Annotated in this window: 26 protein-coding genes; 8 read left to right on the top strand and 18 right to left on the bottom strand. The window is 71.1% G+C overall.

Annotated features, from left to right (window positions below; genetic code table 11):
- Position 1: 1 nt before the first annotated feature.
- The 7 genes from TSO221_RS20530 to TSO221_RS20500 form a co-directional block, all read right to left on the bottom strand.
- Positions 2–460 (bottom strand): nitrate reductase cytochrome c-type subunit, encoded by a 459-nt coding sequence (locus TSO221_RS20530; protein ID WP_109120384.1) that lies wholly within the window; start codon positions 458–460, stop codon positions 2–4.
- Complete coding sequence (napA, locus tag TSO221_RS20525) at positions 457–2,979, bottom strand: nitrate reductase catalytic subunit NapA (RefSeq protein ID WP_109120383.1); 2,523 nt, start codon at positions 2,977–2,979, stop codon at positions 457–459. The genes TSO221_RS20530 and napA overlap by 4 nt, the downstream gene beginning before the upstream one ends.
- Positions 2,980–2,986: 7 nt before the next feature.
- Positions 2,987–3,241, bottom strand: coding sequence for a chaperone NapD (locus TSO221_RS20520; protein ID WP_109120382.1), 255 nt, complete (start codon positions 3,239–3,241; stop codon positions 2,987–2,989).
- Complete coding sequence (gene napF / locus TSO221_RS20515) at positions 3,231–3,731, bottom strand: ferredoxin-type protein NapF (protein WP_109120381.1); 501 nt, start codon at positions 3,729–3,731, stop codon at positions 3,231–3,233. Before napF ends, TSO221_RS20520 begins: the two co-directional genes overlap by 11 nt.
- A 7-nt stretch (positions 3,732–3,738) precedes the next feature.
- Positions 3,739–3,900, bottom strand: a complete 162-nt coding sequence (gene napE / locus TSO221_RS20510; RefSeq protein WP_109120380.1) for a periplasmic nitrate reductase, NapE protein — start codon at positions 3,898–3,900, stop codon at positions 3,739–3,741.
- Between the two features lie 75 nt (positions 3,901–3,975).
- Positions 3,976–4,779: an ABC transporter permease gene (locus TSO221_RS20505; RefSeq protein WP_109120379.1), complete on the bottom strand. Its 804-nt coding sequence runs from the start codon at positions 4,777–4,779 to the stop codon at positions 3,976–3,978.
- A complete protein-coding gene (locus tag TSO221_RS20500) occupies positions 4,761–5,351 on the bottom strand; it encodes an ATP-binding cassette domain-containing protein (protein ID WP_109120378.1) in 591 nt (196 codons plus the stop codon). The genes TSO221_RS20505 and TSO221_RS20500 overlap by 19 nt, the downstream gene beginning before the upstream one ends.
- A gap of 109 nt (positions 5,352–5,460) precedes the next feature.
- Here TSO221_RS20500 and TSO221_RS20495 point away from each other — a divergent pair, with 109 nt between their 5' ends.
- A complete protein-coding gene (locus TSO221_RS20495) occupies positions 5,461–6,984 on the top strand; it encodes an MDR family MFS transporter (RefSeq protein WP_109120377.1) in 1,524 nt (507 codons plus the stop codon).
- Positions 6,985–7,112: 128 nt separating this feature from the next.
- Here TSO221_RS20495 and TSO221_RS20490 read toward each other — a convergent pair whose 3' ends face one another.
- Positions 7,113–8,090, bottom strand: a complete 978-nt coding sequence (locus TSO221_RS20490) for a dienelactone hydrolase family protein (RefSeq protein ID WP_109120376.1) — start codon at positions 8,088–8,090, stop codon at positions 7,113–7,115.
- A 173-nt stretch (positions 8,091–8,263) separates the two neighbouring features.
- On the opposite strand from TSO221_RS20490, the gene TSO221_RS20485 reads away from it, so the two are divergent.
- Together TSO221_RS20485 and TSO221_RS20480 are read left to right on the top strand one after the other, a co-directional pair.
- Positions 8,264–8,809, top strand: a complete 546-nt coding sequence (locus TSO221_RS20485; RefSeq protein ID WP_158284158.1) for a chalcone isomerase family protein — start codon at positions 8,264–8,266, stop codon at positions 8,807–8,809.
- Positions 8,810–8,872: 63 nt separating this feature from the next.
- Complete coding sequence (locus TSO221_RS20480) at positions 8,873–9,331, top strand: low affinity iron permease family protein (protein ID WP_109120374.1); 459 nt, start codon at positions 8,873–8,875, stop codon at positions 9,329–9,331.
- Positions 9,332–9,334: 3 nt separating this feature from the next.
- Here the strand turns inward: TSO221_RS20480 and TSO221_RS20475 are convergent, their stop codons facing one another.
- On the bottom strand, positions 9,335–10,423 hold the full coding sequence (locus TSO221_RS20475; protein WP_247878154.1) for an AI-2E family transporter: 1,089 nt from the start codon (positions 10,421–10,423) through the stop codon (positions 9,335–9,337).
- Between the two features lie 332 nt (positions 10,424–10,755).
- On the opposite strand from TSO221_RS20475, the gene TSO221_RS35075 reads away from it, so the two are divergent.
- Positions 10,756–11,052, top strand: a complete 297-nt coding sequence (locus tag TSO221_RS35075) for a hypothetical protein (protein ID WP_146208857.1) — start codon at positions 10,756–10,758, stop codon at positions 11,050–11,052.
- Here TSO221_RS35075 and TSO221_RS20470 read toward each other — a convergent pair.
- From TSO221_RS20470 to TSO221_RS20450, 5 genes are all read right to left on the bottom strand, one after another.
- Complete coding sequence (locus TSO221_RS20470) at positions 10,995–11,801, bottom strand: DUF2076 domain-containing protein (protein WP_109120373.1); 807 nt, start codon at positions 11,799–11,801, stop codon at positions 10,995–10,997. The genes TSO221_RS35075 and TSO221_RS20470 overlap by 58 nt on opposite strands.
- A 72-nt stretch (positions 11,802–11,873) precedes the next feature.
- The gene (gene lon, locus TSO221_RS20465; protein ID WP_109120372.1) at positions 11,874–14,129 is read right to left on the bottom strand and encodes an endopeptidase La; all 2,256 of its coding nucleotides are present in this window, start codon (positions 14,127–14,129) and stop codon (positions 11,874–11,876) included.
- The gene (locus tag TSO221_RS20460) at positions 14,130–14,537 is read right to left on the bottom strand and encodes an Hsp20/alpha crystallin family protein (RefSeq protein WP_247878153.1); all 408 of its coding nucleotides are present in this window, start codon (positions 14,535–14,537) and stop codon (positions 14,130–14,132) included.
- 14 nt (positions 14,538–14,551) lie between these two features.
- On the bottom strand, positions 14,552–14,770 hold the full coding sequence (locus tag TSO221_RS20455; RefSeq protein WP_109120371.1) for a DUF2934 domain-containing protein: 219 nt from the start codon (positions 14,768–14,770) through the stop codon (positions 14,552–14,554).
- A 129-nt stretch (positions 14,771–14,899) separates the two neighbouring features.
- Positions 14,900–16,201: a Rossmann-like fold-containing protein gene (locus TSO221_RS20450; RefSeq protein ID WP_109120370.1), complete on the bottom strand. Its 1,302-nt coding sequence runs from the start codon at positions 16,199–16,201 to the stop codon at positions 14,900–14,902.
- Here TSO221_RS20450 and TSO221_RS35560 point away from each other — a divergent pair.
- Together TSO221_RS35560 and TSO221_RS20445 are read left to right on the top strand one after the other, a co-directional pair.
- A complete protein-coding gene (locus TSO221_RS35560; RefSeq protein WP_158284157.1) occupies positions 16,200–16,370 on the top strand; it encodes a hypothetical protein in 171 nt (56 codons plus the stop codon). The two genes, TSO221_RS20450 and TSO221_RS35560, sit on opposite strands and share 2 nt — an antisense overlap.
- 665 nt (positions 16,371–17,035) lie before the next feature.
- Positions 17,036–17,860, top strand: a complete 825-nt coding sequence (locus tag TSO221_RS20445) for a universal stress protein (protein ID WP_109120369.1) — start codon at positions 17,036–17,038, stop codon at positions 17,858–17,860.
- Positions 17,861–17,995: 135 nt separating this feature from the next.
- Here TSO221_RS20445 and TSO221_RS20440 read toward each other — a convergent pair whose 3' ends face one another.
- Together TSO221_RS20440 and TSO221_RS35555 are read right to left on the bottom strand one after the other, a co-directional pair.
- A complete protein-coding gene (locus TSO221_RS20440; protein WP_109120368.1) occupies positions 17,996–18,976 on the bottom strand; it encodes a glycosyl transferase family protein in 981 nt (326 codons plus the stop codon).
- 4 nt (positions 18,977–18,980) lie between these two features.
- Positions 18,981–19,331: a TIGR01244 family sulfur transferase gene (locus TSO221_RS35555; protein WP_158284156.1), complete on the bottom strand. Its 351-nt coding sequence runs from the start codon at positions 19,329–19,331 to the stop codon at positions 18,981–18,983.
- 184 nt (positions 19,332–19,515) lie between these two features.
- On the opposite strand from TSO221_RS35555, the gene TSO221_RS20430 reads away from it, so the two are divergent.
- Positions 19,516–20,322 carry a CbiX/SirB N-terminal domain-containing protein gene (locus TSO221_RS20430; RefSeq protein ID WP_158284155.1) on the top strand — a complete coding sequence of 269 codons (807 nt, stop codon included), beginning with the start codon at positions 19,516–19,518 and terminating at the stop codon, positions 20,320–20,322.
- Positions 20,319–21,023 carry a glutathione binding-like protein gene (locus tag TSO221_RS20425; protein WP_109120366.1) on the top strand — a complete coding sequence of 235 codons (705 nt, stop codon included), beginning with the start codon at positions 20,319–20,321 and terminating at the stop codon, positions 21,021–21,023. Before TSO221_RS20430 ends, TSO221_RS20425 begins: the two co-directional genes overlap by 4 nt.
- Before the next feature lie 151 nt (positions 21,024–21,174).
- On the opposite strand, the gene TSO221_RS20420 is transcribed toward TSO221_RS20425, so the two are convergent.
- Complete coding sequence (locus tag TSO221_RS20420) at positions 21,175–22,587, bottom strand: sigma 54-interacting transcriptional regulator (protein WP_109120365.1); 1,413 nt, start codon at positions 22,585–22,587, stop codon at positions 21,175–21,177.
- Between the two features lie 179 nt (positions 22,588–22,766).
- Entirely contained in the window at positions 22,767–24,812 is a 2,046-nt protein-coding gene (locus TSO221_RS20415; protein WP_109120364.1) for an acyl CoA:acetate/3-ketoacid CoA transferase, read from the bottom strand.
- Between the last annotated feature and the right edge of the window lie 346 nt (positions 24,813–25,158).

Raw genomic sequence — 25,158 nt, 5'->3', positions numbered from 1 at the left:
CTCACCGCCCCCCGCCGGGTGGCGATGCGAGGGCGTCCAGGTCGCGGAACTGGTTGTCCACCAGCGGCGGCGCGTTGGTCTGCTGCACGTGGCAGGAGGTGCAGACGTAGCGACGCGGCGCCAGCGCGCCCAGCATGTTGCCCTCGCGGTCCTGGTAGTGGCTGATCGACACCATCGGCGCCTGCGACTGCTCGGTGTAGCGCCGGCTGTGGCAGCTCAGGCACTTGTTGAAGTTCAGGTCGATCTGGTAGTCGCGGATCGAGTGCGGGATCACCGGCGGCTGTTCCGGGTAGTTGCGCATCTTGCGCACGTCGTCGGTGACCTCGGCCGGCAGGGCCGGCGCCGCCGGCACCTCGGTGAACGGCTTCGGCCCGACGAGGCGCGGCGAATCCGCCGCCATCGCGGCCCCCACAAGGACAGGCAGCACGGCCAAGGCCGCCATCAGCAGACGCAGTCTCATTGCTTCCCCTCCCCCGCCGAAGCCATCTGCGACGGCACCACCTTCACCGCGCATTTCTTGAAGTCCGTCTGCTTGGAGATCGGGTCGGTGGCGTCCAGCGTGACCTTGTTGATCGGCTGGCTGGCGTCGAAGAACGGCACGAACACCACGCCGCGCGGCATGCGGTTGCGCCCGCGGGTCTCGACGCGGCTCCGGATCTCGCCGCGCCGCGACACCACCCGCACTTCCGACCCGCGCCGCAGGTTGCGCGCCGCTGCGTCGTCGGGGTGCATGAACAGCACAGCGCCGGGGAACGCCCGGTACAACTCCGGCACCCGCATGGTCATGGAGCCGGAGTGCCAGTGCTCCAGCACGCGGCCCGTCACCAGCCACAGGTCGAACTCCTGGTCCGGGCTCTCGGCCGGCGGCTCGTAGGGGGCGAAGACCAGGTTCGCCTTGCCGTCCGGGTTGCCGTAGAAGTGGAAGCCGGTGCCGGCCTTCACGTACGGGTCCAGGCCTTCGCGGTAGCGCCACTTGGTCTCCTTGTTGTCGACCACCGGCCATTGCAGGCCGCGCGTGCGGTGGTACTCGTCGAAGTGCGCCAGATCGTGGCCGTGCCCGCGGCCGAACTCCGCGTACTCCTCGAACAGCCCCTTCTGCGCGTAGAAACCGAAGGCCTCGGACTCCGCGCTCCTGTACCCGGCCTCAAGGTCGGTCACCGGGTACTTGTTGACCTGTTTGTTGGCGTAGAGCACGTCGAACAGGGTCTTCCCCTTGTACTCCGGGTTCTTGTCGAGGATCTCGGCCGGCCAGACCTCGTCGGTGGTGAAGCGCTTGGAGAACTCCATCAGCTGCCACAGGTCGGAGCGCGCCTGCCCCGGCGCCTCCACCAGCTGGTGCCAGAAATGGGTGCGCCGCTCGGCGTTGCCGTAGGCGCCCTCCTTCTCCACCCACATGGCGGCGGGCAAAATGACGTCGGCGGCCATGGCGGTGATGGTGGGATAGGCGTCGGAGACCACCACGAAGTTCGACGGGTTGCGGTAGCCGGGATAGGTCTCCTGCGCGGTGTTGGGCGCCGTCTGCAGGTTGTTGTTCACCTGGATCCAATAGGCGTTCAGCTTGCCGTCCTTCAGCATGCGGTCCTGCTGCACGGCGTGGAAGCCGATCTTGTCGGGCAGCAGCCCATCCGGCAGCTTCCAGATGCGCTCGGCCGCCTTGCGGTGCTCGGCGTTGGTGACCTGCATGTCGGCCGGCAGGCGGTGGGCGAAGGTGCCGACCTCGCGCGCGGTGCCGCAGGCGGACGGCTGCCCGGTCAGCGAGAACGGGCTGTTGCCCGGCTCGGAGATCTTCCCCGTGAGGAAATGGATGTTGTAGACGAGGTGGTTGGCCCACACGCCGCGGACGTGCTGGTTGAAGCCCATGGTCCAGAACGACACGACCTTCAGCTTCGGGTCGGCATAGGCCTTGGCCAGCGCCTCCAGCCGCTCCTTCGGCACGCCGGTCAGCTCGGCCGTGTAGTCGAGGGTGTATTTCTTGAGAAACTCGACGTACTCGTCCCAGTTCGACGGGTTGGAGACCTGGGCGTCGTTGGCGTGCTGGGCGCGCTGCTCCAGCGTGTTCTCGGGGCGCAGGCCGTAGCCGATGTCGGTGTTGGCGCGGCGGATGTTGACGAACTTGTCGACGAACTCCTTCTTCGCCAGCCCGTTCGAGACGATGTAGTTGGCGATGTAGTTGAGGATCGCCAGATCGGTGCCCGGCTTGAACACCAGCGACACGTCGGCGAGGTCGGACGAGCGGTGCTCGTAAGTGGACAGCACGAAGATCTTCGAATTGGGGTTGGTCAGCCGGCGGTCGGTGACGCGGGTCCACAGCACGGGGTGCATCTCTGCCATGTTGGAGCCCCAGAGGACGAAGATGTCCGTGTGCTCCATGTCGTCGTAGCAGCCCATCGGCTCGTCCGAGCCGAAGGCGCGGATGAAGGTCACCGCGGCCGACGCCATGCAGTGCCGGGCGTTCGGGTCCAGGTTGTTGGAGCGGAAGCCGGCGCGCATCAGCTTCGACGCCGCGTAGCCCTCCCAGATCGTCCACTGGCCGGAACCGAACATGCCGACCGCCGTCGGCCCCTTCTCCTTCAGCGTCTTCTTCCACTGCCGGGCCATCTCGTCGAACGCCTGGTCCCAGGTGACCGGCTGGAACTCGCCGTTCTTGTCGAACCTGCCGTCCTTCATGCGCATCAGCGGCGTGGTCAGCCGGTCGGCGCCGTACATGATCTTGGACAGGAAGTAGCCCTTGACGCAGTTGAGGCCGCGGTTGGTCTCGTGCTGCATGTCGCCGTGGGTGGCGACGACGCGGTTGTCCTTGACGCCGACCATGACGCCGCAGCCCGTCCCGCAGAAGCGGCATGGGGCCTTCGACCATTTGATGCCGGGGTCTCCCCCCACGCCCGGCGGGGCGGCCTGCACCGGCAGGGTGATGTTGGCGGCCGCGGCCGCGGTGGCGGCGGCCTGCGCCTTCAGATAGTTGCGTCGGGTCAGCGTCATGGGAGCCTCACTCCGCCTCGGTCAATTCTTCGACGTGATGGAAGACCAGCGTGGCGGCGAGGACGCCGTCCAGCAGGCTGATGGTGTTGAGGTGATCGACGATGGTCTGCTCGCTCTCGGTCTCGAGCGTCAGGACGAACTTGCCGTTGGCCTCGCCGTGGATCTCGATGCCGGGCAGGCGGGCCATGGCGGGGCGGATCGCGTCCGCCGCCTCCGGCCGGGCGTGCACGACGAGGCTGGAGATGTGCAGTTCACGCGCCATGGCGCACCTCCATGGTGATGGCCTCGCCCGGACACGCCGAGACGCAGGCGCCGCAGCCCGTGCAGCGCGTGGCGTCGAGCACCGGCCGGGGCGCCGCGTGCGGCACCAGCACGAAGGAGAAGGCGTTCTCCGGGCAGATGTCCCGGCAGGTCTGGCAGATCACACCGGCCCGCGTCAGGCAGCCGCGCCCCACCGCCGGTGCCGCGGTCCAGGCGCGCGTGGTCCGGTCGAAGATCGGCTGCGGACAGGCGTCGGCGCAGGCGCCGCAGAACGTGCACTCGCCGCGCCGGAAGTCCACGGTGGGAAAACCCCCGTCGCCCTTGACGATGATCGTCTCCGCGCAGGCCGCCTCGCAAGCGCCGCAGCGGGTGCACAGGTCGGTGAAGTCATGCGCGCGAGCCCAGGGGGGCCGCAGGGCCGGACGTTCCGCCCGCCTGCGCCCGAACAGGACGCGCCGCCGTCCGGGATCGAACCCGCCGCCGTCGGCCATGGCCGCCTCACGCGCCAGGAGGGCCGGCGACGAGCTGGTACAGCCAGACGGCCAAGCCGTAGCCGCCGACCACCGCGATGGCCAGCAGCGGCCAGAACACCACGGTCAGGAACAGGAACGCCCACAACTCGCGCGATCTCCGGCGTTCCACCGGCTGCACGTCCGCCATCCGTCATTCCTCCGGGTCAGCCGCGGCTCTTACGGCCGCTGGCAGAGAAACCAGTTGGCGCTGCCTTGGTTCCGGTCAACGGTCGTAGGCGTTTAGTCGATCCAGGCGCAACCGGTCACGCCCATCGGTCAGGCGGTGCACCGCCCCGAAAGTGGCGAGCAGCACCCCCAGCCCGGTCGCCCCGGCAATCAGGAACATGATGAGGATCTGGTACTTGACCGCCTCGCTGGGATCGACGCCGCCGAGGATCTGGCCGGTCATCATCCCCGGCAGCGACACCACCCCGGTCGCCGCCATGCCGTTGACGATCGGCATCATGCCGGTGCGCAAGGCCTGGCGCTGCTGCGTGCGCAGCGCCTCCCACCGGCTGCTCCCCAGCGCCAGGCGCGCCTCGATGGCGGCGCGCTCGCGCACCGCGGCGTTGGACAGGGTGTTGAGCGCGAGGCTGACCCCGCTCATCGTGTTGCCCAGCACCATGCCCAGCATGGGGATGGCGTAGCGCGGGTCGTACCAGGGGTCCGGCCGCACTGCGGTGGTCAGCGCCACCACCATCACCAGCGACGCCGCGAAGGCCATGGAGCCGGCACCCAGCCCGTAGGTCCAGCCGCCGGTCAGCGTGCGGTCCTGCCGGCCGAGGATCTCGTGCCCGGCAAACCCCACCATGACCGCCGCCATCCCCAGCGTCAGCCACGGCGAGCGCAGCGCGAACAGCTGGTTCAGCACCAGCCCGACCAGCGAGAGCTGCACCACCATGCGCAGCGCCGCAAGGAACAGCGGGCGCTCCAGCCGCAGCGCCATGGCCACCGACAGGCCGCCGTTGATCAGCAGCAGCAGGCCGGCGATGGCGAGGTCCCAGTAACTCAGCGGGATGAGAGGCATCCGCCCTCCATGCACAGCCGCCGGCCGGCCAGCCGTTCCGCCTGCGCCGCGGCGTGGGTGACCAGCAGAATGGCGACGCCCCGCGCCAGTTCGGCCCGCAGCAGCGCCTCAACCCGGTTCACCGACGCCTCGTCCAGCGCCGCCGTCGGCTCGTCGAGCAACAGCACCGCCGGCCGCTGCACCAGCGTGCGGGCGAAGGCGAGGCGCTGCCTCTCGCCCGTGGACAGCCGCATCATCGGCCACTCCAGCGCGCCGGCGGGCAGGCCCAGCGCCTCGACCAGCGGCAGCGCCGCCCGGGGATCGGCGAAGTGGTCGCCGACACGCTCCAGCCACCAGCCCGACTCCGCCGCCACGTAGGCGACCAGCCGCCGCCACGCCGGGGCCGGCATCGCCTCGCGCCGCCGGTCGCCCAGGCTCACCGCGCCGGTGTTAGGGTCGAGGTCGGCGATGGCGCGCAGCAGCACCGACTTGCCGGCACCGGACGGCCCCTGCACGGCGACGCACTCGCCCTCCGCCACCGACAGGCTGGCGGGCTTCAGCACGGGGGTGGCGAGGTTATGGACGGACAGCATGACCGTCAGCTTAGCCCAACACCCTCCGCACCGCGAATGGCGGATGGGCTTGCACCGCGCGGATCGGTCGCTATGGTCTGGTGCGTCGCCGCCACCCAAGACCCGACCGATGCCCGATTTCACCACCGACCGCGTCGCCTTCACCCACCGCGAGATCCTGCGCGTGTTCAGCGGCGTGGCGCTCGCCATGCTGATGGCCGCCATGGACCAGACCGTGGTGGCGACCGCGCTGCCCACCATGGGCGCCGACCTCGGCAGCCTGGAGAACCTGCCCTGGGTGGTCACCGCCTACATGCTGGCCTCCACCGCGACCACGCCGATCTACGGCAAGCTGAGCGACCTGTACGGCCGCAAGCGGATCCTGCAGATCGCCATCTGGCTGTTCCTGGCCGGATCGCTGCTGTGCGCGCTCGCCCAGAGCATGGTTCAGCTGATCGTCTTCCGCGGCCTGCAGGGGCTGGGCGGCGGCGGGCTGATGGCGCTGGCCTTCACCATCATCGGCGACGTGGTCGCCCCGCGCGAGCGTGGGCGCTACCAGGGCTACATCGGCGGCGTCTTCGCGCTGGCCAGCGTCGCCGGGCCGCTGCTCGGCGGCCTGTTCACCGAGAAGCTGTCCTGGCACTGGATCTTCCTCATCAACCTGCCCATCGGCGCGGCGGCGCTGGTGATGACCAACCGGGCGCTCGGCCGCCTGCCAACCGGCATCGCCCGGCCGCGGATCGACTACCTGGGCGCCGCGCTGCTGATGGGCGCGGTCACCAGCCTGCTGTTCGTCGTCTCGCGCGGCGGCACCATGGTATCGTGGACCTCGCCCACAGTGCTCGGCCTGGGGGCGTTCGGCGTGGCCCTGCTGGTGGCCTTCGTCTGGCACGAGCGCCGGGTGGCGGAACCGATCCTGCCCTTGCCGCTGTTCCGCATCCCGGTGTTCACGGTGGCGACGCCGGTGGTCGCGGTCTCGGCGATGACGCTGTTCGCCGGCATCGTCTTCCTGCCGCTGCATCTGCAACTGGTGCTGGGCACCGGCGCCACGGCGTCGGGCCTGCTGCTGCTGCCGCTGGTGTTCGGCATGACCTTCGGCGCCGTCGGCGGCGGCCGGCTGATCGCGCGCAGCGGGCGCTACAAGATCTTCCCCATCGTCGGGCTGGGGCTGGCGGTGGCTATGTACCTGGTGCTGGGCCTGGCCGGCTCGGTGGCCGGCAACCCGCTTTGGTCGACGCTGGTGCTGGTGCCACTGGGCGTCGGGCTGGGGCTGGTGATGCCGGTGATGACGGTGGCCGTGCAGAACGCGGTGGACCGCCGCGACCTGGGTGCGGCGACGGCGTCGGTGGGCTTCTTCCGCTCGCTGGGCGGCTCGGCCGGCGTGGCGCTGTTCGGCGCGGTGCTGACCTGGGACGTGTCCCGGCGCCTGAGCGCCGCCGGTCTGCCCGACCTGAACCCGCGCGACGTGCTGGAACACGGCACCTCGGTGCTCGCCACGCTGCCCCCGGTGGCGCGGGGCGCGGCGCTGAACGCCTTCGCCGGTGCCTTCGAGACGCTGTTCGTGCTGGCCGCGGCGCTGGGGCTGGTGTCGCTGGTGATGACGCTGTTCCTGGAGGAGCTGCCGCTGCGCTCCGCCAAGCCGGCGGAGGAGTGATACGGCCGGCGCATGAATGCTTCATTGTCCTGCCGACCGTATCACCCTCCCGCTCAATGCGTTGCGTTGAGCTGCCGGGTTTGAAGCAAAGGCGCTTGACGGAAGCCATCAAGCGCCTTTGGTATGACCTATCCCCGCGACGTGCGCGACCCGATGCTCGTCGGTGCCGTCCCGGCGCGGATCAGCGCGGCCGGTTCGCCGATGGTCTGGGCGAGGAACTGCGCCAGATCATCGTCCGACCAGCCCTTCGCCTGCGCGCTCTTCTGCACGAGGTACGGCGCCCGCGCCCGCGCCATCCACAGCGCGACGCGGCGGCTGAGCGGGCCGCGCAGCTCGATGCCCGACCAGGGCGCGGTCACCCGGTGGTCCTCGGTAACGCGCAGGCGCAGCTGCGCCAGCCCGAGGTCGGGGCGCAGCGCCTCGCCCTCCTCGGCGTCCCAGGCGTGTGCGGTCTCCGGATAGACCCGGACGTTGACCGGCGAGCCACCGCGCCGCAGGTCGGCGGCGATGTCGCGCGAGCGGCGGAGCGACACCGCCTCGTCCACTTCGCCCAGCAGCATCAGCACCGGCGCGCCGGTGGTCTCGCCGCGGTCGAAGCGCGACGCCGGGCAGCCATAGTAGGAAACGTGCGCGGCGAATTGCAGCCCGTCCAGCACGTATAGATCGCGGAGCTGCCGGTACGCCGCCATCACCGCCACCATGCCGCCATAGCCGAAACCCAGCGCCGCCACCCGCGCAGGATCGACCCGCGGGTGCGCGGCCAGCAGCCGCAGCGCGGCGAAAGCGTCGGCGAGCACCGCAGCCTCGCTGACCCGCGCCAGCCGCCGCGCCGGGGCCGGCGTACGGCAGCCGCGCCGCACGAAGGGGTCGAGCACCAGCGCCACGTAGCCGCGCCGGGTCAGCTGTTCGGCGTAGGTGAACTCATGTCCCGGCTTCGGCCCGTCGAGGTCGGGCAGCAGCAGCACCGCCGGCAGGATGCGGGTGGCACTGGGTCCGAACGGCTCGAACAGGTAGCCCAGCCCCTCCACCTCCCGGCGCCGGGCGCGCGGGCGCAGCACATCGGTCAGGACGCAGGGCGAGAAGCTGGGAAAGGTCACCGGGCGCATGGCAGGAACCCTCCGTCTGGGCCATGTGGGGAACCCCGGAAAGGCGATCTGGTTCCGCCCCGCGGCGATGCTCGCCCTCTCCCCGTCGTGGTAGTCTGATCCGCCATGCGGAACCGCGCCGGCCTATAGTCTGTTGGGCAGGTCACCCTGTCCGATTTCAGGAGTGTCCGGCGATGCGGTGGGCCCTGGGCGCGCTGCTGCTGGTGTCCGCGCTGTGTTCGGCGTCGCCCCTCCCGGCGGCCGAACCGCAGAGCGCAGCGCTGCCTTCCGCGGCCCCGCCGCCGCTGGCGCTGGCCGGCTGCGCGGCACGGCGGTTCCTGCTGTTCCCGGTCTACGACCTGCACCTCTACCTGCCGCAGCGGCCGGCCAGCGAGGCGGTCGCCTTCGATCCCGGGACGCCCAAGGCGATGGAACTGACCGTCACCTATCCCGGCAACATCCCCGGCCGCATGCCAGGCTCCTGGCGCACGCGGTTCGAGGAGCGGCGGCTGCCCCCGGCGCTGATCGCCGACCTCGACCGGCTGTACCAGAACCTCAAGGGCGGCGACGTGCTGGCCATCGAGTACCGGCCCGGCCGCGGCTCGGTGGTGCGGCTGAACACGGTGACGCAGACGGTGAACCCCGGCCCGGCGCTGATCGAGGCATTGCTCGACATCTGGATGGGGCCGCGCGCGCTGAACCCGGAGATCCGCGCACAGCTGCTGAGCGGCCACTGCTGAGGACCCTTTGCAGGACTCCGGACGTTTCCCCTTCCGTTTCAACGCACCGGAGGGAGCGGTCCCGTGAAAGAGTTCTTCAACAAGGCCGCGCTGTGGACCTCGCGCCAAGCCGGCCGCGTGTCGACCTTCGTGGTCGCCGTGCTGGTGATCGTCGTGTGGGCGGTCAGCGGACCGATGTTCGGCTTTTCCGACACGTGGCAGTTGGTGATCAACACCGGCACGACCATCGTCACCTTCCTGATGGTGTTCCTCATCCAGAACACCCAGAACCGCGACACCCAGGCCATCCAGATCAAGCTGGACGAGCTGATCCGCGTCACCAACGAGGCGCGCAACGGCCTCATCAACCTGGAGGACGCCCCCGAGGACACGCTCCAGGAGGTGAAGGAGGAGTTCGCCAAGGTGAAGGAGAGCGCCATCGGCGAGCGCCTGGAGGACGTCGAGGAGGAGCTGGATCAGTCCCAGGAGGAGATCGCCCACGTCAAGCGCCACCTGGAGGAGATGCGGCGCAGGACGGGGTGAGGCTCACGCCTTGTCGGGGAAGTGCCGCCCCTGCCCCAGCTTGTCCTCGATGTACAGCATGTTGACCATCACCATGGCGACCACGGCCAGCGGCGTCGCCAGGAACATGCCGAGCAGCCCGCCGAGCAACCCGCCGCAAGCGATGGCGCCGATGGTGACGACCGGCGGCAGATCGACCACCCGCTTCTGCATCAGCGGCTGGATGATGTGCCCCTCCAGTTGCTGCACCAGCAGGTACAGCCCGGCCACCCACAGCGCGAAATCCGGCGACTGGGCGAAGGCGATCAGCACCGCCGGCACGGCGGCGAGGATGGGGCCGAGGAACGGGATGAACTCCAGGATCGCCGCCAGCACGCCCAGCGCCGCCACCGCCGGCACGCCCAGCGCCCACAGCCCCGCCGCGGTCAGCACGCCGACGATGGCCATGGAGAGGAACTGGCCGATCAGCCACTTCCACAGCGCCTCGCTGATGACGTCGAGCACCTGGAGCGCGCGTGCGTGCCCGGCCGGCGGCACCAGCAGCACCAGCCCGCGGCGGTAGAGGTCCGGCGCCGCGGCCATGTAGACCGCGGCGAACACCACCACGATCAGGTCGCCGACGGCGAACGCCACGTTGGTCGCCACCGGCCGCAGCCGGGCCAGCCAGCTCGCCGGATCGCCCTGGCGCACCACCTCCTCGCGCAGCTGCGGCGGCAGCCGCTCGATGGCCGTGCCGATCTGGCCGGAGAACTGCTCGTACTGCGTCACCACCTCGGCGCCGATGAACCAGCCGCCGGCCGCCAGCGCCGCCGCCAGCCCGCCCAGCACCAGCGCGAACGCCGCGCCATGGCGCACCCCGGTCCACCCGCTCACGGCGCGGGTCATGCGGGTCAGCAGGATGGCGAACAGCACCGCCGCGAAGATCAGCAGCAACGCCTCCGCCACCTGCATCGTCAGGTAGGCGAGCGCCGCCACCCCGGCGACGATCAGCACCTTCCACGAGAACAGCTTGAGATCCGCCTGCACGACGCGGCGGCGGGACTCCGCGTCCGCCGCGTCCGCACCGCGCTCCACCCGCGCCATCGCCTCGGCCGCGCGCCGATTGCCGTCCATGCCCCCTCCGGAGTCCGCCTGTCGCGGCGGAAACGGCGGAAGCGGGCACCGGGGTCCACTGCGGCGCCCTCAAACCTTCGGCCTAGCCCGAATTTCGGTTTTGCAGGCGGGGTGCGCCACGCCCATATCCACGGGTGACGCCAAGGAGTCATTCTCGCTGATGTCGAACTGAAGCCCGCCGTGACGGCGGGCTTTTCTTTTGCGGCCGCATAGGCACCGGGGCCGGCCCGGCCTACGCCCTAGGCCCTCCGCCCGCCCTGCCCTTCGGCGCGCTTGCCCGCGCCGCGTGTGCTGCGCACATCCCTTTAACGGAGTCCAGGGAGGCGGCGGGAATGCATTACGAAGTCGTCTGCAGCGTGATCCGCACCGCGGGAGACCGCGACGACGACACGCGGCGCGCGCTGATGGAGGCGGTGGCCGCCTTCGAGCGGATGGTGCGCCAGCGCGGGCTGGCGGCGGTCGTCCAGGTGCGCGACGTGTACGGCGGCCACACCCTGCACGAGGCCGTTCATCCCGGCGGCTTCTCGGCCCCCCCTCCCATACCGGGAGGGGGGGCCGGCGTAGCGGGCGGTTACGCCCAGTTGTCGTCGCCGCCGCCGACGTCAGCATCGGCGTCGTCGACGGTGTAGTCGGCGTTGTCCGGCTCGTAGGCCGTCTCCTGGTAGCCGGTTTGGTGGGCCGCCGGAGGCAGGAAGCCGGTGTCGTTGTTGATCACCGGGTCACCGGTGTCGGCCGGGGTGTGGCTGACCGGCGCATGATGGGCGGCGTCGGCCGCGCCGAACGGGCTGCCGCTGCCGTGCAGCAGCGACGAGATGGCACTGGCCGCCAGCATGCCGCCGGCCACGCCGGCCGCCGTCTGCAGCGCGCCGCCCATGAAGCTGCCGCGCCCCGGCTGCGGCGGGTACGGGTAGCCGCCGGCACCCGGGTAGCCGGGCTGCGGATAGCCGGCCTGCTGTGGATAGCCGGCGGGCGCGCCGCCCCATGGGCTCGGCCGCGGGCCGCCCGGCGGCGGATAGGAAGGCTGCGCGGGGGCAGCGCCCCACGGACCGGACGGGGCGGGCTGCGGCGCCGGGCGCGGCTCCTCGCGGCGGCCGAGGCCGAGCGCGTTGCCCAGGAAGCTGCCGACGCCGCCGCTGGAGGGCTTGGCGCGCTCCTGCGCGTCCTTGAGCTGGCGCTCCAGATCCTCGATGCGCTGCTGCGCCGCGCTCAGCGCGTGCTGCTGCACCAGCAGCGACTGCGCCATGTAGTAGGGGGCGGCAGGCTGCGCCTGGACGGCCTCGCGAATGTGGCGCTCCGCGTCCGGGTCACGCGGCTGGCCGTCGGCCTGCCGCAGGCGCTGGAACAGGTCGTCGAGCAGATTGCGTTCCTCTGGCGTCATCGTTCCATTCTCCTTGGTGCGGGGTGGGGAACCTCCGCGCGCCCCACATGTGGCCCCGCCGGCCCCCTCCGTTCAAGAGGGATCCACGCCTCCGCCGAACAGTGCCGCCAGCGCTTCATCCACGCCCTCCACCCAGACGAAGCGCAGCGAATCGCGCACCCCCGCCGGGATCGCCTCGAGGTCCTTGCGGTTGCGCCCCGGCAGCACGACGGTGCGGATCCCCGCCCGGTGCGCCGCGACCACCTTGTCCTTCACCCCGCCGACCGGCAGCACGAGGCCGCGCAGGCTGATCTCGCCGGTCATCGCGGTGTCCGGCGCGACGGCCCGCCCGGTCAGAAGCGACACCAGCGCCGCCGCCATCGCCAGCCCGGCCGAGGGGCCGTCCTTCGGGATGGCGCCGGCCGGCACGTGCAGGTGCAGATCGGTCGCGGCGAAGGTGTCCGCGTCCAGCCCCAGTTCCCGCCAACGCGTCTTGACGAGGCTGAGCGCCGCCTGCGCGCTCTCCTTCATCACCTCGCCGAGCTGCCCGGTGAGGATCAGCCGGCCGGATCCCGGAAAGCGCGCTGCCTCGATGAACAGGATGTCGCCGCCGGCCGGCGTCCAGGCCAACGCGGTGACCACCCCCGGCACGCCGGCCCGCAACGCCACCTCGTTCTCGACCGTAGGCGGCCCGAGGATGCCCGGCACCTCCGCCGCCCCGATGCGCAGTGGTCCCGCCTCCCCCTCGGCGATGCGCACGGCGGCGTGCCGGCAGATGGCGGCGATGCGGCGTTCCAACTCGCGGTTGCCGGCCTCGCGGGTGTGGTCGCGGATCAGCACGCGCAGCGCGTCGTCGCCGATCTCCAGCCGCTCCGCCGTCAGCCCGTGCGCGGCGAGCTGGCGCGGCAGCAGATGGCCGCGGGCAATCTCCAGCTTCTCGTCCCCGGTGTAGCCGGACAGCTCGATCACCTCCAGCCGGTCGCGCAGCGCCGCCGGGATGGCGTCCACCACGTTGGCGGTGGCGATGAACAGCACCCGCGACAGGTCCACCGGCACGTCCAGATAGGCGTCGCGGAACGCCGCGTTCTGCTCGGGGTCCAGCACCTCCAGCAGCGCCGCCGCCGGGTCGCCGCGCCCGCCCCGGCCCAGCTTGTCCACCTCGTCCAGCATCATCACGCAGTCGCGCGTGCCGGCCCGGCGCAGTCCCTGCACGACGCTGCCCGGCAGCGCGCCGATGTAGGTGCGGCGATGGCCGCGGACCTCCGCCTCGTCGTGCACGCCGCCCAGCGCGACGCGCGCGAAGGCGCGCCCGGTCGCCCGCGCGATCGACTGCCCCAGCGAGGTCTTTCCCACCCCCGGCGGCCCGGCGAGGCAGAGGATCGGCCTGCGCCCGCACGGGTTCAGCGCGCACACCGCCAGGAACTCCAGGATACGGCGCTTCACCGCCTCCACCCCGAAATGCTCGGCGTCGAGGACGCGGCGCGCCGCCGCCAGGTCGATGGCCGGCTCCGCCCCGCCGCCCCACGGCAGCTCGACCAGCCAGTCCAGGTAGCCGCGCACCATGGAGTGCTCGGCCGCCAGCTCCGGCATGCGCTCCAGCCGCTTGAGCTCGCGCCGGGCCTGGGCGTGCACCTCCGGCGGCATGCCGGCGGCCTCGATGGCGGCCGCGAGTTCGACGGTCTCCGCCGGCGGCGACTCGTCCTCATCGTCCTGCTCCTCGAGCATGCGCAGGCCGCGCGACAGGCGCAGCACCGCGACGCGGTCGGCCAGCCCCTCCGCCACCCGCTGCAGACGCGCCGCCAGGCCTTCGGTCTCCAGGATCGCCTGCTTCTCGGCCGGGCGCAGGTCCATGAAGCCGGCGGTGAAGTCGGCCAGCTCGCCCGGCGACCCCAGCGTGCGCACCACCGCCAGCAGCTCCTGCGGTGCCTGTGGCAGCAGGTGCAGCGCCTCCAGCGCGCGCTCGCGCAGGTGCGCGGTCAGCAGGCGCAACTCCGGCGTGTCGGCGTCGGCGTCGGCCAGCGGGGCGACACGCGCCGCCAGGAACGGCCCGCCCTCCACCCAGCCGGCGACGCGGAAACGGTGCAGCCCCTGGCAGACGATGTGGTGCTGCCCGTCCTCGGTGGTGACGTAACGCAGCACCGTCGCCGCGGTGCCCATTCCGTGCATGTCGGCGGCGCCCGGCTCCTCGGCCGCCGAGTTGCGCTGGAGCACGATGCCGAGCGGTCGGCCGGCGCGCATCGCCGCCTGCGCCGCCGCGACCGAGAGCGCGCGCGTCACCGTCACCGGCGCCACCACGCCCGGGAACAGCACGAGCGTGCGCACCGCAACGATGGGAAGCGGCTCGTCCATTCAAGCGGTCCGCGTCAGCGACAGCACGAGGCAGCCGGCCACCAGCTCCTGCCGCGCCACCGCGTAGGCGCCGGGCGGCAGCGCGACGCACCGCTCGAACCGGCCGTGCGGCACCTCCAGCCGGTGGATGGTGCCGGCGCGCGCGCCGGGCGGCGTGCGCTCCCCCGCCACGCGCAGCACGCCGTCGGCGATGTCGACCTCCAGCGCGCCGAGCTCGACGCCGGGCAGCGCTGCGACGATGGTAAGCGCCTCGCCGTCCTCGAACACGTCCACCGGCGGCGTCCAGGACGGCCGCGCCCCGCGGCCCCGCGCCGGGCGGAAGAACTGCCGGTGCAGGCGCTCGGCGCGGTCGAGCATCTCGACCGCCTCCGCCCACATCCAGATGTCGGGATCGATGCTCTGCCCCACCGCGCGCCCTCCGCTCAGATGCCGCCGCTGTTGCGGCCGGACGGGTGCAGGAGGTCGTCCGGGCCGAAGTCCCCGGCATCGGCGAGGGCACGGACGCGGTGTTCCCTGGCCCGGCGCTCCTCGTCCAGCAGCTCCCGGCGCGCCTGCTCCCAATGCGCTTCGTGGCGCCCGTCCGGGCAGCCCTCGCGTTCCCAGATCGCGTAGGCGCGGTCGCGGATGCGGTCTTCGTCCATGGCGCTCTCCCCGCGGCGAGACGGCACACACCCGCCGGCCGCAGTGACAACAACCGAAGGTGGCTCTCGGAGCCATGGTTCCGTCAGGCTACCGCGACCGCGCCGAATCGCCGCCTCCGCGGCCCGGCGTCAGAACTGGCTCCCGCGCTTCACGGCTGTGGACGGCGGAGGAGGCCCCCCCCGCCCCGACGCCGCGCCCCTCCCGGCGCCCGGCGGACGCCCCGACGGCGGTCCTCCATGCGCCGCCGGAGGGGAGGCGACCCGACCGGGCGGCGGCCTGCTCGCCCGCGCCCCAGGCGCCCAGGCGCCGGACGGCGGCCTTGAGGTCGTCACCGGCCGTTCCCCGGTCGCGGAAAGCGTGCTTACCACCGGCGACGGCGCAGCCCGGCCTTTCGGCTCCGGGGAAAACGGCGGACGCGCCAGCGCTTTCGCGGGAACAGCCGATGCCACGCTGGGCACTTTCGGTGCCGAGGGAGCCTGTAGAGGCACCGGCGCTTTCGCGGCCGCTGCCGGTGGCGGGCTGGATGCAGCGGCGGGCGACGGCGCCTGTGGCACCGCCGTCGGCCGGAAACGAGAGGGCGCCGGAACGGGAAGATTCGGCGCGGCGTTCATCCCCGACACCCCCGCCCCCGCACCGGAGGCCAGCACGAACGCCTCCCGATGCAGGTCTTTATAGGTCTTCAGCCGCGAACCCGCCGCGGCACCGGCTGGCCGAGCAGCCGAAGGCGAGGAGCCGGCCGCGGCTGCATTTTTGCCCACCCTGCCACCGCTCGTCTTTGCAACATCGTATTCGTATTTCGCCCGCTTCTCGGGAGACCGCCCATCGAAACTCTCGCATGGGGGCCTTCGGTCCGACCGGCCGTCCTTCCGTTCGACAAGTTTTTCCGTGATGGTCTTAAGCCTGCCATCCGAACCCCTGGCCGGAACGAACCCGTGCCTGCGGGCGATTTCTTCGACGCCGACGGTCTCATTCCCATGTCGCATGCGAAGGTATGGCCACCCGCCGTGCATGAGCTTGACCTCGATCTCCGGGCCGGCCACTCCGGTTTTCCGCGCGGCGGCGACCGCTCCGAAGAAGCGGTCCATCAAATCGCGTTCAAGCTTGATGCTGTCGTTTCCGTACTTATCGCCGTGCGGTCCGTTCCATTGGATCTTGGAGAAGGGAACGGGAGGGCCACCCCGCGCCTCGTGCAACGCGTCCCACGCACGCTTGATGTCCTTCGGCTTGGTGGCGTCAACGCCGAACAGCGCGATACCGCCCTGCGACCGGAAACTCTCAACGGTCTTGGAGAACCGCTCCCGTTCCTCGTTGCTGAAGAGCCCGGCGGCGACCTGCTCCTGCGACCGGTACTCCGTTGCCACGACGTTGTAGTGTCGATGCCGCGCGATGTACTGCGCGGCGAAATCAAAGGTTCCTTCGCCGACCAGCATGACCCATTTTCCCCCGCCCGGCGGAAGCGCGGAGGCTCCGCCCGTCGGTGCAGGCGGGGGACCGGAACCCGGCGGACCACCCGCCGAACTGGAGGAACTCGAAGAGCTGGAGGAACTCGAAGAGCTGGAGGAACTCGAAGAGCTGGAGGAACTCGAAGAGCTGGAATAGATGCGGGGAGCGTTCAGGATCGAGTGTCCCGCCCCAGAAGCCGCGTCTATGTTGGCTTGCCAGCCCGCCACGACGGCCGGGTTGGCGGGTGCCGCCGCGGGCTGGAGGACGGCGCGTCCGCTTGCGGGCGGCCGTCCTCCAGGGAACTGGATGAACGGTTTCGCATGTTTGACGGACATCGTCGCCCCCATTGCCGCCCCGCCGGAGCCCACAGACCAACCAAACGCAACCTGGACAATAGCACAGGATTGGACACACCGAACAGAGCGCGCATATCAGAAGCCACCCCAATCCGGACGCGACCGGAACGCCACCCCCCGGCGTCTGTTGGGAAGGGACGACCGCCCCACCCGTCCACGGAGAATCCGCCGCCCGCCCACCTGAAGCCATCGACGGGCAGGCCATCGTCATCACCGGTGCGTCGAGCGGCATCGGCCCGGCACCGCCCGCACGGCACGTGCGGTTCCGCGGCAGCACTTCGAAGCCCGTTCCCTTGACGGGGGCGGGGTTTCACGCTTCCTGCCCAAATACATATTAGTTTACGGTTTTGCGGTCTTCGCCTCGGCGCGATCCCGTGGCATCATGGCGCGCACAACAGGCACGCTCGCCGGGCGACGGTCCCGGCCAAGACGTCCGGGCCGAACCCGAGGGAGGCAAACGCAACCATGTCGCTCAAGCACATCCTGGTCCATCTGGACTCCAGCCCGCACACCGAGGCGCGCATCGAGGCGGGCATCACCCTCGCCAAGGCGCACGGCGCCTTCCTGCGGGGGCTGTTCGCCCAGCCGGACCGGCAGGCCACCAGCGTGATCGCGCGCCGCACCAGCGATCATCTGGCCCAGGCGGCGACGCGCAGCGAGGCGCTGTTCCGCGCCAAGACGCAGGAGGCCGGCGTTACCGCCGACTGGCACGCGCTGGCGCACGGCGAGTACAACCACGTCATCCGCGAAACCATCATCTGGTCGCGCTTCGCCGACCTGACGATCTTCGGCCAGTACGACCGCGACAATTCCGAAGGCACCGCGCCGGAGGAGCTGGCGGAGCAGGTGGTGCTGAACGCCGGCCGTCCGGTTCTGGTGATCCCCTTCGCCGGCCATTTCCCGGTGATCGGCAAGCGCGCCGTGATCGCCTGGAACGCCGAGCGCGAGGCCGCCCGCGCGGTGGCCGATTCCATGCCGCTGCTGCAGGCCGCCAGCGAGGTGACGGTGATCACCGTGCTGACCCAGGCGACCGCCGGCCACCCGGCCGACACGCCGCGCATCGGCCTGCTGGAGCACCTGCGCCTGCACGGCATCAAGGCGGAGGCGTCGAACTTCGCGGTGAACGACATCGGCGCCATGGACGCGCTGCTGGCCCAGGCCATCGACCGCGGCGCCGATCTGCTGGTGATGGGGGCGCACGGGCATTACGGCTTCCCATACCTGCACCGCGGCAGCGGCACCCGCCACGTGCTGCGCACCGCGCCCATGCCGGTGCTGCTGTCGCATTGACCGCGTTCCCTCCCCCAGCCCCGCTGGGGGAGGGTCAGGGTGGGGGCTACTCCGCGGCCGAGGATCAGCGCCTGCCACACAGGCCGCTGCCCCCTCCTAACCTCCCCCTGCGGAGCAGGGGGAGGGACTGCAAAGCTATTTCCGCCCCCGCCACAGCTCCGCCGCCAGCGCCTCGGCCTGTTCCTGCGTCTCCGCCCGGCCCAGCAGCTTCAGCGCCACCGCCGCGGTGGCGATCACCACGCCCCGACCTTCCTCATCGTCCGACGCGCCGTCCCACAGGGCCTTCAGCCGCGCCACGTCCAGTTCCTCGTCGTGGCGGACCGTCGTGCTGGCGGCCATCGGCGCCCAGAGCTCGGTGCCGAGTTCGCCGTCGCGGATGGTCCGCACCTCGGTCGGCTTCTCCGGCCGGCGTTCCGCCTCGCCGCCCTCGCCCTTGAACACCGCCAGGCGCGGCTGGCCGAGGATGGCCGCCGCCTTCTGGTGGGCGTCGCGGTAGGGCGGGTGCGCCACGCCGACCATCTGGCAGGGCGCACCCAGCGGATTCAGCATGCGCGACACCGTGTGCACCGGGTTGCGCAGGCCGAGCAGCGGCTTCAGCCCCATGATCGCGTGCAGCTTCGGCGCCATCGCCGCCAGCGGCAGGTAGGCGAAGCGGCCGGCGCGCAGCTGCGCCGCCGCCTCGTCCATCGAGCCGGCGACCGGCACCCCCAGCGCCTCCAGGGCGCCGCCGCTGAACAGCCGGCCCGCGGTGTGCCCGTCGGTGCCGTGCATGAACACCGTCACCCCGCCGCGCGCCAGCAACAGCGCCGACAGCAGGAACCACGGCAGCCGCCGCGACTTGCCGGCGTAGGACGGCCAGTCGAGATCCACCGCCGGCGCGTCGGCGGGCGTCGCCACCGCCGTGCGGGCGGCGCGGGCGAAGCCGGCCAACTCCTCCGGCGTCTCGGTCTTGACGCGGATCAGGCAGAGGAAGGCGCCGAGCTGGATCGGCTCCACCTCGCCGCGCAGGATCATCGAGACGGCCTCGAACGTCTCCTGCTCGGTCAGGGAGCGCGACAGCGTCGGCCCCTTGCCGAGGATGCGGACGTACTGGGCGAAGGGATGCTCGGCCGCCATCGCTTCAGCGCGCCCCGGCGAGGCGCGCCCGCGCCATCTGGTAGATGTTGGTTGAGCGCGCGCCCGAGCGGCAATGCGCGACCAGCGGCCCCTGCGCGTCCTTCAGCACCGCGGCCATCTGGTCCACCGCCTGCTCGGTCGGGCCCTCGCGGCCCACGGGGATGTAGTGGTAGGCCATGCCGTGCTTCGCCGCCACTTCGGCCGCGTGGCCGGCGGTGGGCTGGCCGGGCTCCTCGCCGTCCGGGCGGTTGTTGACGATCACCTTGACCCCCTGGCGCGCCAGCTCGGCGAGATCCTCGTCGTGAAGCTGGCCGGCGGCGTACACCCCGTCGGCGATCTGGCTCAGAGTCGGCATGGTCACTCCCTCTTCTCGTTGGGCGCCGCCCGGGCGGCACCCGATTGCAATAGCACACCCGACGCGCCGCGACGCAGTCCGAATGCGGTTATTTAGACTATTCTTATATACAGTCCGTGGACCCGCTCGCCAAGGGCGGTGGCGGGCGCTACCTTGCACAGATAGGTTCCTCTCGGGAAAAGCCATGCCCTCCGCCGCCCCTCCACCCACCGGCCCCGACGCCGCGCTCCTGCTGTTCGGGCACGGCACTTCGGATGGCAGCGGCTCGGCCATCGCCGACGCGCTGGCGGCGGAGATCCGCGCGGCCGGCGTGTTCGGCGCGGTGGCGACCTCCTTCGCGCTGCAGGCCCCCTCCCCCGCCGCGGCGCTTGCCGCGCTGCCGCAAACGCGGGTGGTGGTGGTGCCGCTATTGGCGACCGAGGGCGGCGTGGCGACCCTGGTGCTGCCGCGCCTGCTGAAGGAGTCCGGCGACACCGCGCGCCTCACCGTGCTGCCGCCCATCGGCATGGACGACGAGATCCGGAACATCGCCATCGACATCGCCAACCGCGCCATCACCGACGCCGGGCTGGCCCCGCAACGGACGGCCGTCCTGGTCGCCGGCCACGGCAGCACGCGGCGCAACGCCTCCGAACGCGCCACCGGCGCGCTGGCGGCGGCGCTGGCGGCCACGGGCCGCTACGGCAAGGTCGGCGCCATCTACCTGGAGCAGCCGCCGCTCGCCTGCGACTGGCGCACGGTGACGGACGCCCGCGACGTGGTGGTGGTGCCGCTGTTCGTCTCCGGCGGCCGGCACGAGGAATCCGACCTGCCGGAGCTGCTGCGCCGCAAGGCCACGCCGGTGGACGGCACGCCGATGCCGGACGGCCGGCGGCTGTGGCTCACCCCGGCCATCGGCCGGCACCCGGCGATGGCCGGCCTGATCCTGCGCCGCGCGGTGGCGGCGCTCGGCATCCGAAGCACGGAAGAACGGAGGGAAACCGGACCATGATCGACCTGCACTACTGGCCGACGCCGAACGGGCACAAGATCACCATGTTCCTGGAGGAGGCCGGGCTGGAGTACCGGATCTTCCCGGTGGACATCACCAAGGGCGAGCAGTTCCGGCCGGAGTTCCTGGCCATCGCCCCCAACAACCGCATGCCCGCCATCGTCGACCACGCCCCGGCCGATGGCGGCGCGCCGGTGTCGGTGTTCGAATCCGGCGCCATCCTGCTGTATCTGGCCGAGAAGGCCGGCCGCTTCCTGCCCGCCGACCTGCGCGGCCGCGCGGCGACGCTGGAGTGGCTGTTCTGGCAGGTCGGCGGGCTGGGGCCGATGGCCGGGCAGAACCATCACTTCGCCCTCTACGCGCCGGAGAAGATCCCCTACGCCATCGACCGCTACGTCAAGGAGACCAACCGGCTGTACGGCGTGCTCGACCGCCGTCTGGAGGGCCGCGCCTTCGTGGCGGGGCACGAGTATACCATCGCCGACATGGCGTCGTATCCCTGGATCGTGCCGCACAAGCGCCAGGGCCAGGATCTTGACGACTTCCCCAACCTGAAGCGCTGGTTCGAGGCGATCAAGGAGCGCCCGGCCACCGTGCGCGCCTATGAGAAGGGCAAACCCTGGGAGCGCACCCTGCCGATCCCCGAGGAAAGCCGCGGCATCCTGTTCGGCCAGACGGCGGCGAACACGAAGCCGGCGTGAGGCCCGTCCCTCCCCCAGCCCCGCTGGGGGAGGTTAGGTGGGGGCAGCGATCTGAATGGCAGGCGTTGATTCTTGGATTGGCCGCAGCCCCCACCCTCCCCATGCTGCGCATGGGTCCCCTCCCTCCCCCGCCGGGGGCGGGGGAGGGAATTCAGGAATTCGTCACCATCCCCAGATTCATCATGCGCTCGTACAGCGAGGCGCGGGAGATGCCGAGCAGCTTGGCCGCCTTCGCCTTGACGCCGCCGGCCTCGGCCAGCGCGCGGGCGATGGCGACGCGCTCGGTCTGCATCATCACCTCGGACAGCGGGCGCACGCCGACGAAGGGCGCCACCGGCTCGGCCGCCTCATCCGCGCCCGGCGGCAGCACGGCGGCGACGTGCTCGGCGGTCACGGTGGAATCGTCGGTCATAGCGACCACGCGCTCCAGCACGTTGTACAGCTCGCGCACGTTGCCCGGCCAGTCGTAGGCGCGCAGCGCGTTCACCGCCGACGGCGCCAGCTCGCGCGGCGGCAGGCCCTGCTGCAAGGAGAGCCGGTCGAGGATGCTGTCGGCGATGCTCTCGATGTCCTCGGTGCGGGCGCGCAGCGGCGGCAGGGTGATCGGCACGACGTTGAGGCGGTAGTAGAGGTCGGCACGGAACTGCTTCTCGCGCACCATGGCGGCGAGGTCACGGCTGGTCGCCGCGATGATCCGCACGTCCACCCGCACCACCTTGTTGGAGCCGATGGGCTCCACCTCGCGCTCCTGCAGCACGCGCAGCAGCTTGGCCTGCAAGGGGAGCGGCATGTCGCCGATCTCGTCCAGGAACAGCGTGCCGCCGTTGGCCAGCTGGAACTTGCCCTCGCGCAGCCGGCGGTCGGCGCCGGTGTAGGCGCCGGGCGCCACGCCGAAGAACTCCGCCTCCAGCAGGTTCTCCGGGATCGCCGCGACGTTCAGGCCGACGAAGGGCCTGTCGGCGCGTGGGGACGCGGCGTGGACGGCCTGGGCCAGCAGCTCCTTGCCGGTACCGGTCTCGCCCAGCAGCAGCACCGTCGAATCCAGCTGGGCGGCGCGGCGGCCCATGCGCTTGATCTCGCGCACCGATTCCGAAACACCCAGCAGCTGCGAGAACGAATACTTGGCCCGGCGCTCCTGCGCCAGCTCGTGCTGGGTGCGGACCAGCTCCTCCTGGAGCTTCTGGTACTTGGAGAACAGCGGCTTCAGGTGCTCGGCGCGGTCGTACAGCGCGAAGCCGATGGCGCCGATCACCTCGCCGGATTCCGAGCGCAACGGCAGCCGCGTGACCACCAGGTTGCGGTCCCTGGTCTCCATGATGTCGAGCAGGATCGGCTTGCCGCTCTCGACGACGCGGCGCATCAGGCTCTTGGGGATGGCCTCCTCGACCGGCTTGCCGACCACGTCGCCGGTCAGGCCGAGCAGCGCCTTGTACTTGTCGTCGATCCAGGCGACGCGCGCGTTGCGATCGACGGTGATGCAGCCGACGCACATGTCGGCCAGCTGCTCGAACAGCGTCTGGTACGCCCGCTCGCGGAGCGCCTCGTAATCGAGGGTGTCGCTCACCCCATCCTCCCCGCCTATACGCGTTATGCGGCCGGCGGTCTTGCGCGCCGTCCGGCCATCATTAGCACAGGAAACTCTGGGCATGCACCCGACGGACGAGCCGACCGGCCGCGCAACCAGTATAGGCGGGGAGGATGGGGATACGCGACCTATGCTTTCGGGAGGGTTGACGGGACTCCTCACGCCCTCCCCTCCCTGGCGTACCGCGCCGCCACGGTACGCCAGTCGCGCGGCTGGCCGGACACCGGCGTCTCCACGCGCAGGTCGTCCTTCGCGAAGGCCAGCGCCTCGCCGCGCGTCTCGAACACGCCCGGGCTGACCCCGCGGCCGCGCAGCGCGTCGCCGATCTTCATGCGCATGAAGGCGCTGGTGGTGTAGCGGCTGACCCGGTCGTAGCAGACCTGCACCAGCACCTGGACCATGCCGGCGTACTCGTCCAGCAGGTCCTCCTCGATGCGGAAGCCGTCGTAGTTGACGACCACGTCCAGCCGCTTGCCCGCCGCCTCGCAGCGGCGCACCGCCACCTCGAAGATCTCGGCGATCTCGCGGGCCTCGCGGACGTGCAGGTTCTCGAAGTTGACGAACATCAGGTCGCGCTCGCGGTCGTGGACGAAGCGCTCCTCCAGCGTCAGCTCGACCAGCCGGTCCTTCAGGCCCATGATCTCCGGGCGGAAGATCTCCAGCCGCATCGGGCGCGGGGCACGGACGATGGGGCGGAAGTCCATGTGGGCGAGGATGTCGCGCTCCACGTCGATGCCCGGCGCCACCTCCACCAGTTCCAGCCCTTCTCGGCACAGCGCGAAGACGCAGCGCTCGGTGACGTAGGTGACCGGCCGCTCCAGCTCCGCCGCGTAGGGGCCGGAGAAGGTGACCTGCTCCACCGCCTGGATGAACTTGCGGCTCTCGCCCTCGCGGACGATGCGCAGGCGGCCGAACTCCACCGCCACCTCCAGCCCGCCGGCGGTGAAGGTGCCGGCGAACACCAGCCGCCGCGCGTTCTGCGAGATGTTGATGAAGCCACCCGCCCCCGCCAGCTTGCGGCCGAAGCGGCTGACGTTGACGTTCCCCTGTGCGTCCACCTGCGCGAGCCCCAGGCACGCGAGGTCGAGCCCGCCGCCGTCGTAGAAGTCGAACTGCTGGTTCTGCTCGATGATCGCCTCGGCGTTGACGGCGGAGCCGAAGTTCAGCCCGCTGGCCGGCACGCCGCCGATGATTCCGGGCTCGGCCGTCAGGGTGATGCGGTCGAGGATGCGCTCCTCCGCCGCCACCGCGGCGACGCCCTCCGGCATGCCGATGCCGAGGTTGACGACGCCGCCCGGCGGCAGGTCGCAGGCGACGCGCCGGGCGATCAGCTTGCGCTCGTCCATCGCCATGGAGGCGAGGCTGTCGACGGGCACGCGGATCTCGCCGGAATAGGCGGGGCTGTAGGCGGTGCCGTAGGTCTGCATGTGGTTCTCCGGCCGGGAGACCACCACGCAGTCCACCAGGATGCCGGGGACCTTGACCAGCTTGGGGTTGAGGGTGCCGGCCTCGGCGACGCGCTCGACCTGGGCGATGACGATGCCGCCGGAGTTGCGCGCCGCCATCGCCATGGCCAGCGCGTCGAGCGACAGCGATTCCCGCTCCATGGTAACGTTTCCGTGGGTGTCCGCGGTGGTGCCGCGGATGAACGCCACGTCGATCGGCATCGCCTTGTAGAACAGCCACTCCTCGCCGCCGAGGGTCACCAGCTCGACGATATCCTCGGGTGAGGCCTTGTTGATCTTGCCACCCTCCAGGCGCGGATCGACAAAGGTCTTCAGCCCGACCTTGGACAGCACGCCCGGCCGCCCCGCCGCGATATCGCGGTACAGGTGCGAGATGCAGCCCTGCGGCAGGTTGTACGCCTCGATCTTCCCGTCCAGCGCCAGCCGGCCCATCTTGGGGATCAGCCCCCAGTGGCCGCCGACCACGCGCTTGACCAACCCCTCGTGGGCGAGGCGGTTCAGCCCCTTCTCCTTGCCGTCGCCCTGCCCGGCGGCGAACAGAATGGTGAGGTTGCGCGGGGACCCGGTCTCCAGGAAGCGCGTCTCCAGCGCCGCCAGCAGTTCGTCCGGCACGCCGCAACCGACGAAGCCCGAGTTGCACAGCACGTCGCCGTCGCCGATGATGGCGACCGCCTCGGCCGCCGAGACCACCTTGTTCTTGCCGCCGCGCGGCACGGGGCGCGCTGAACCGTTCGCCATGGCGCTGTCTCCTCCCGAGGTTTTTTCTTGGCGTGGTTTTGAGCAATCGGCGTGCCAGGAGGGCCGGACGGCCGATTTGCTGGGGCAGCGGATGGTTCGGGTAGGTAAAGGTGTCTGCGGAGCCGACAGGGGTGTCGGGGATTCCGGCGCCCGGGCAAAAAAACGGGGGCCAAACGGCCCCCGTCGGAGTTTTGCGCGTGGGGACGCTCCTGAACCCAGCGCAATGAAAAGCGGTCAGGGCCTGCGCGTGGCGAGGTAGGCCTGCACCTCGCCGACGATGCCGCGGCGGAAGAGCAGGACGCAGACCACGAAGATGGCGCCGATCACCACGGTGACCGGGAACTGC

It is taken from the genome of Azospirillum sp. TSO22-1, from assembly GCF_003116015.1.
In the GTDB taxonomy this organism is placed as follows: domain Bacteria; phylum Pseudomonadota; class Alphaproteobacteria; order Azospirillales; family Azospirillaceae; genus Azospirillum.
This window is presented reverse-complemented; position numbering and strand designations above follow the sequence as displayed.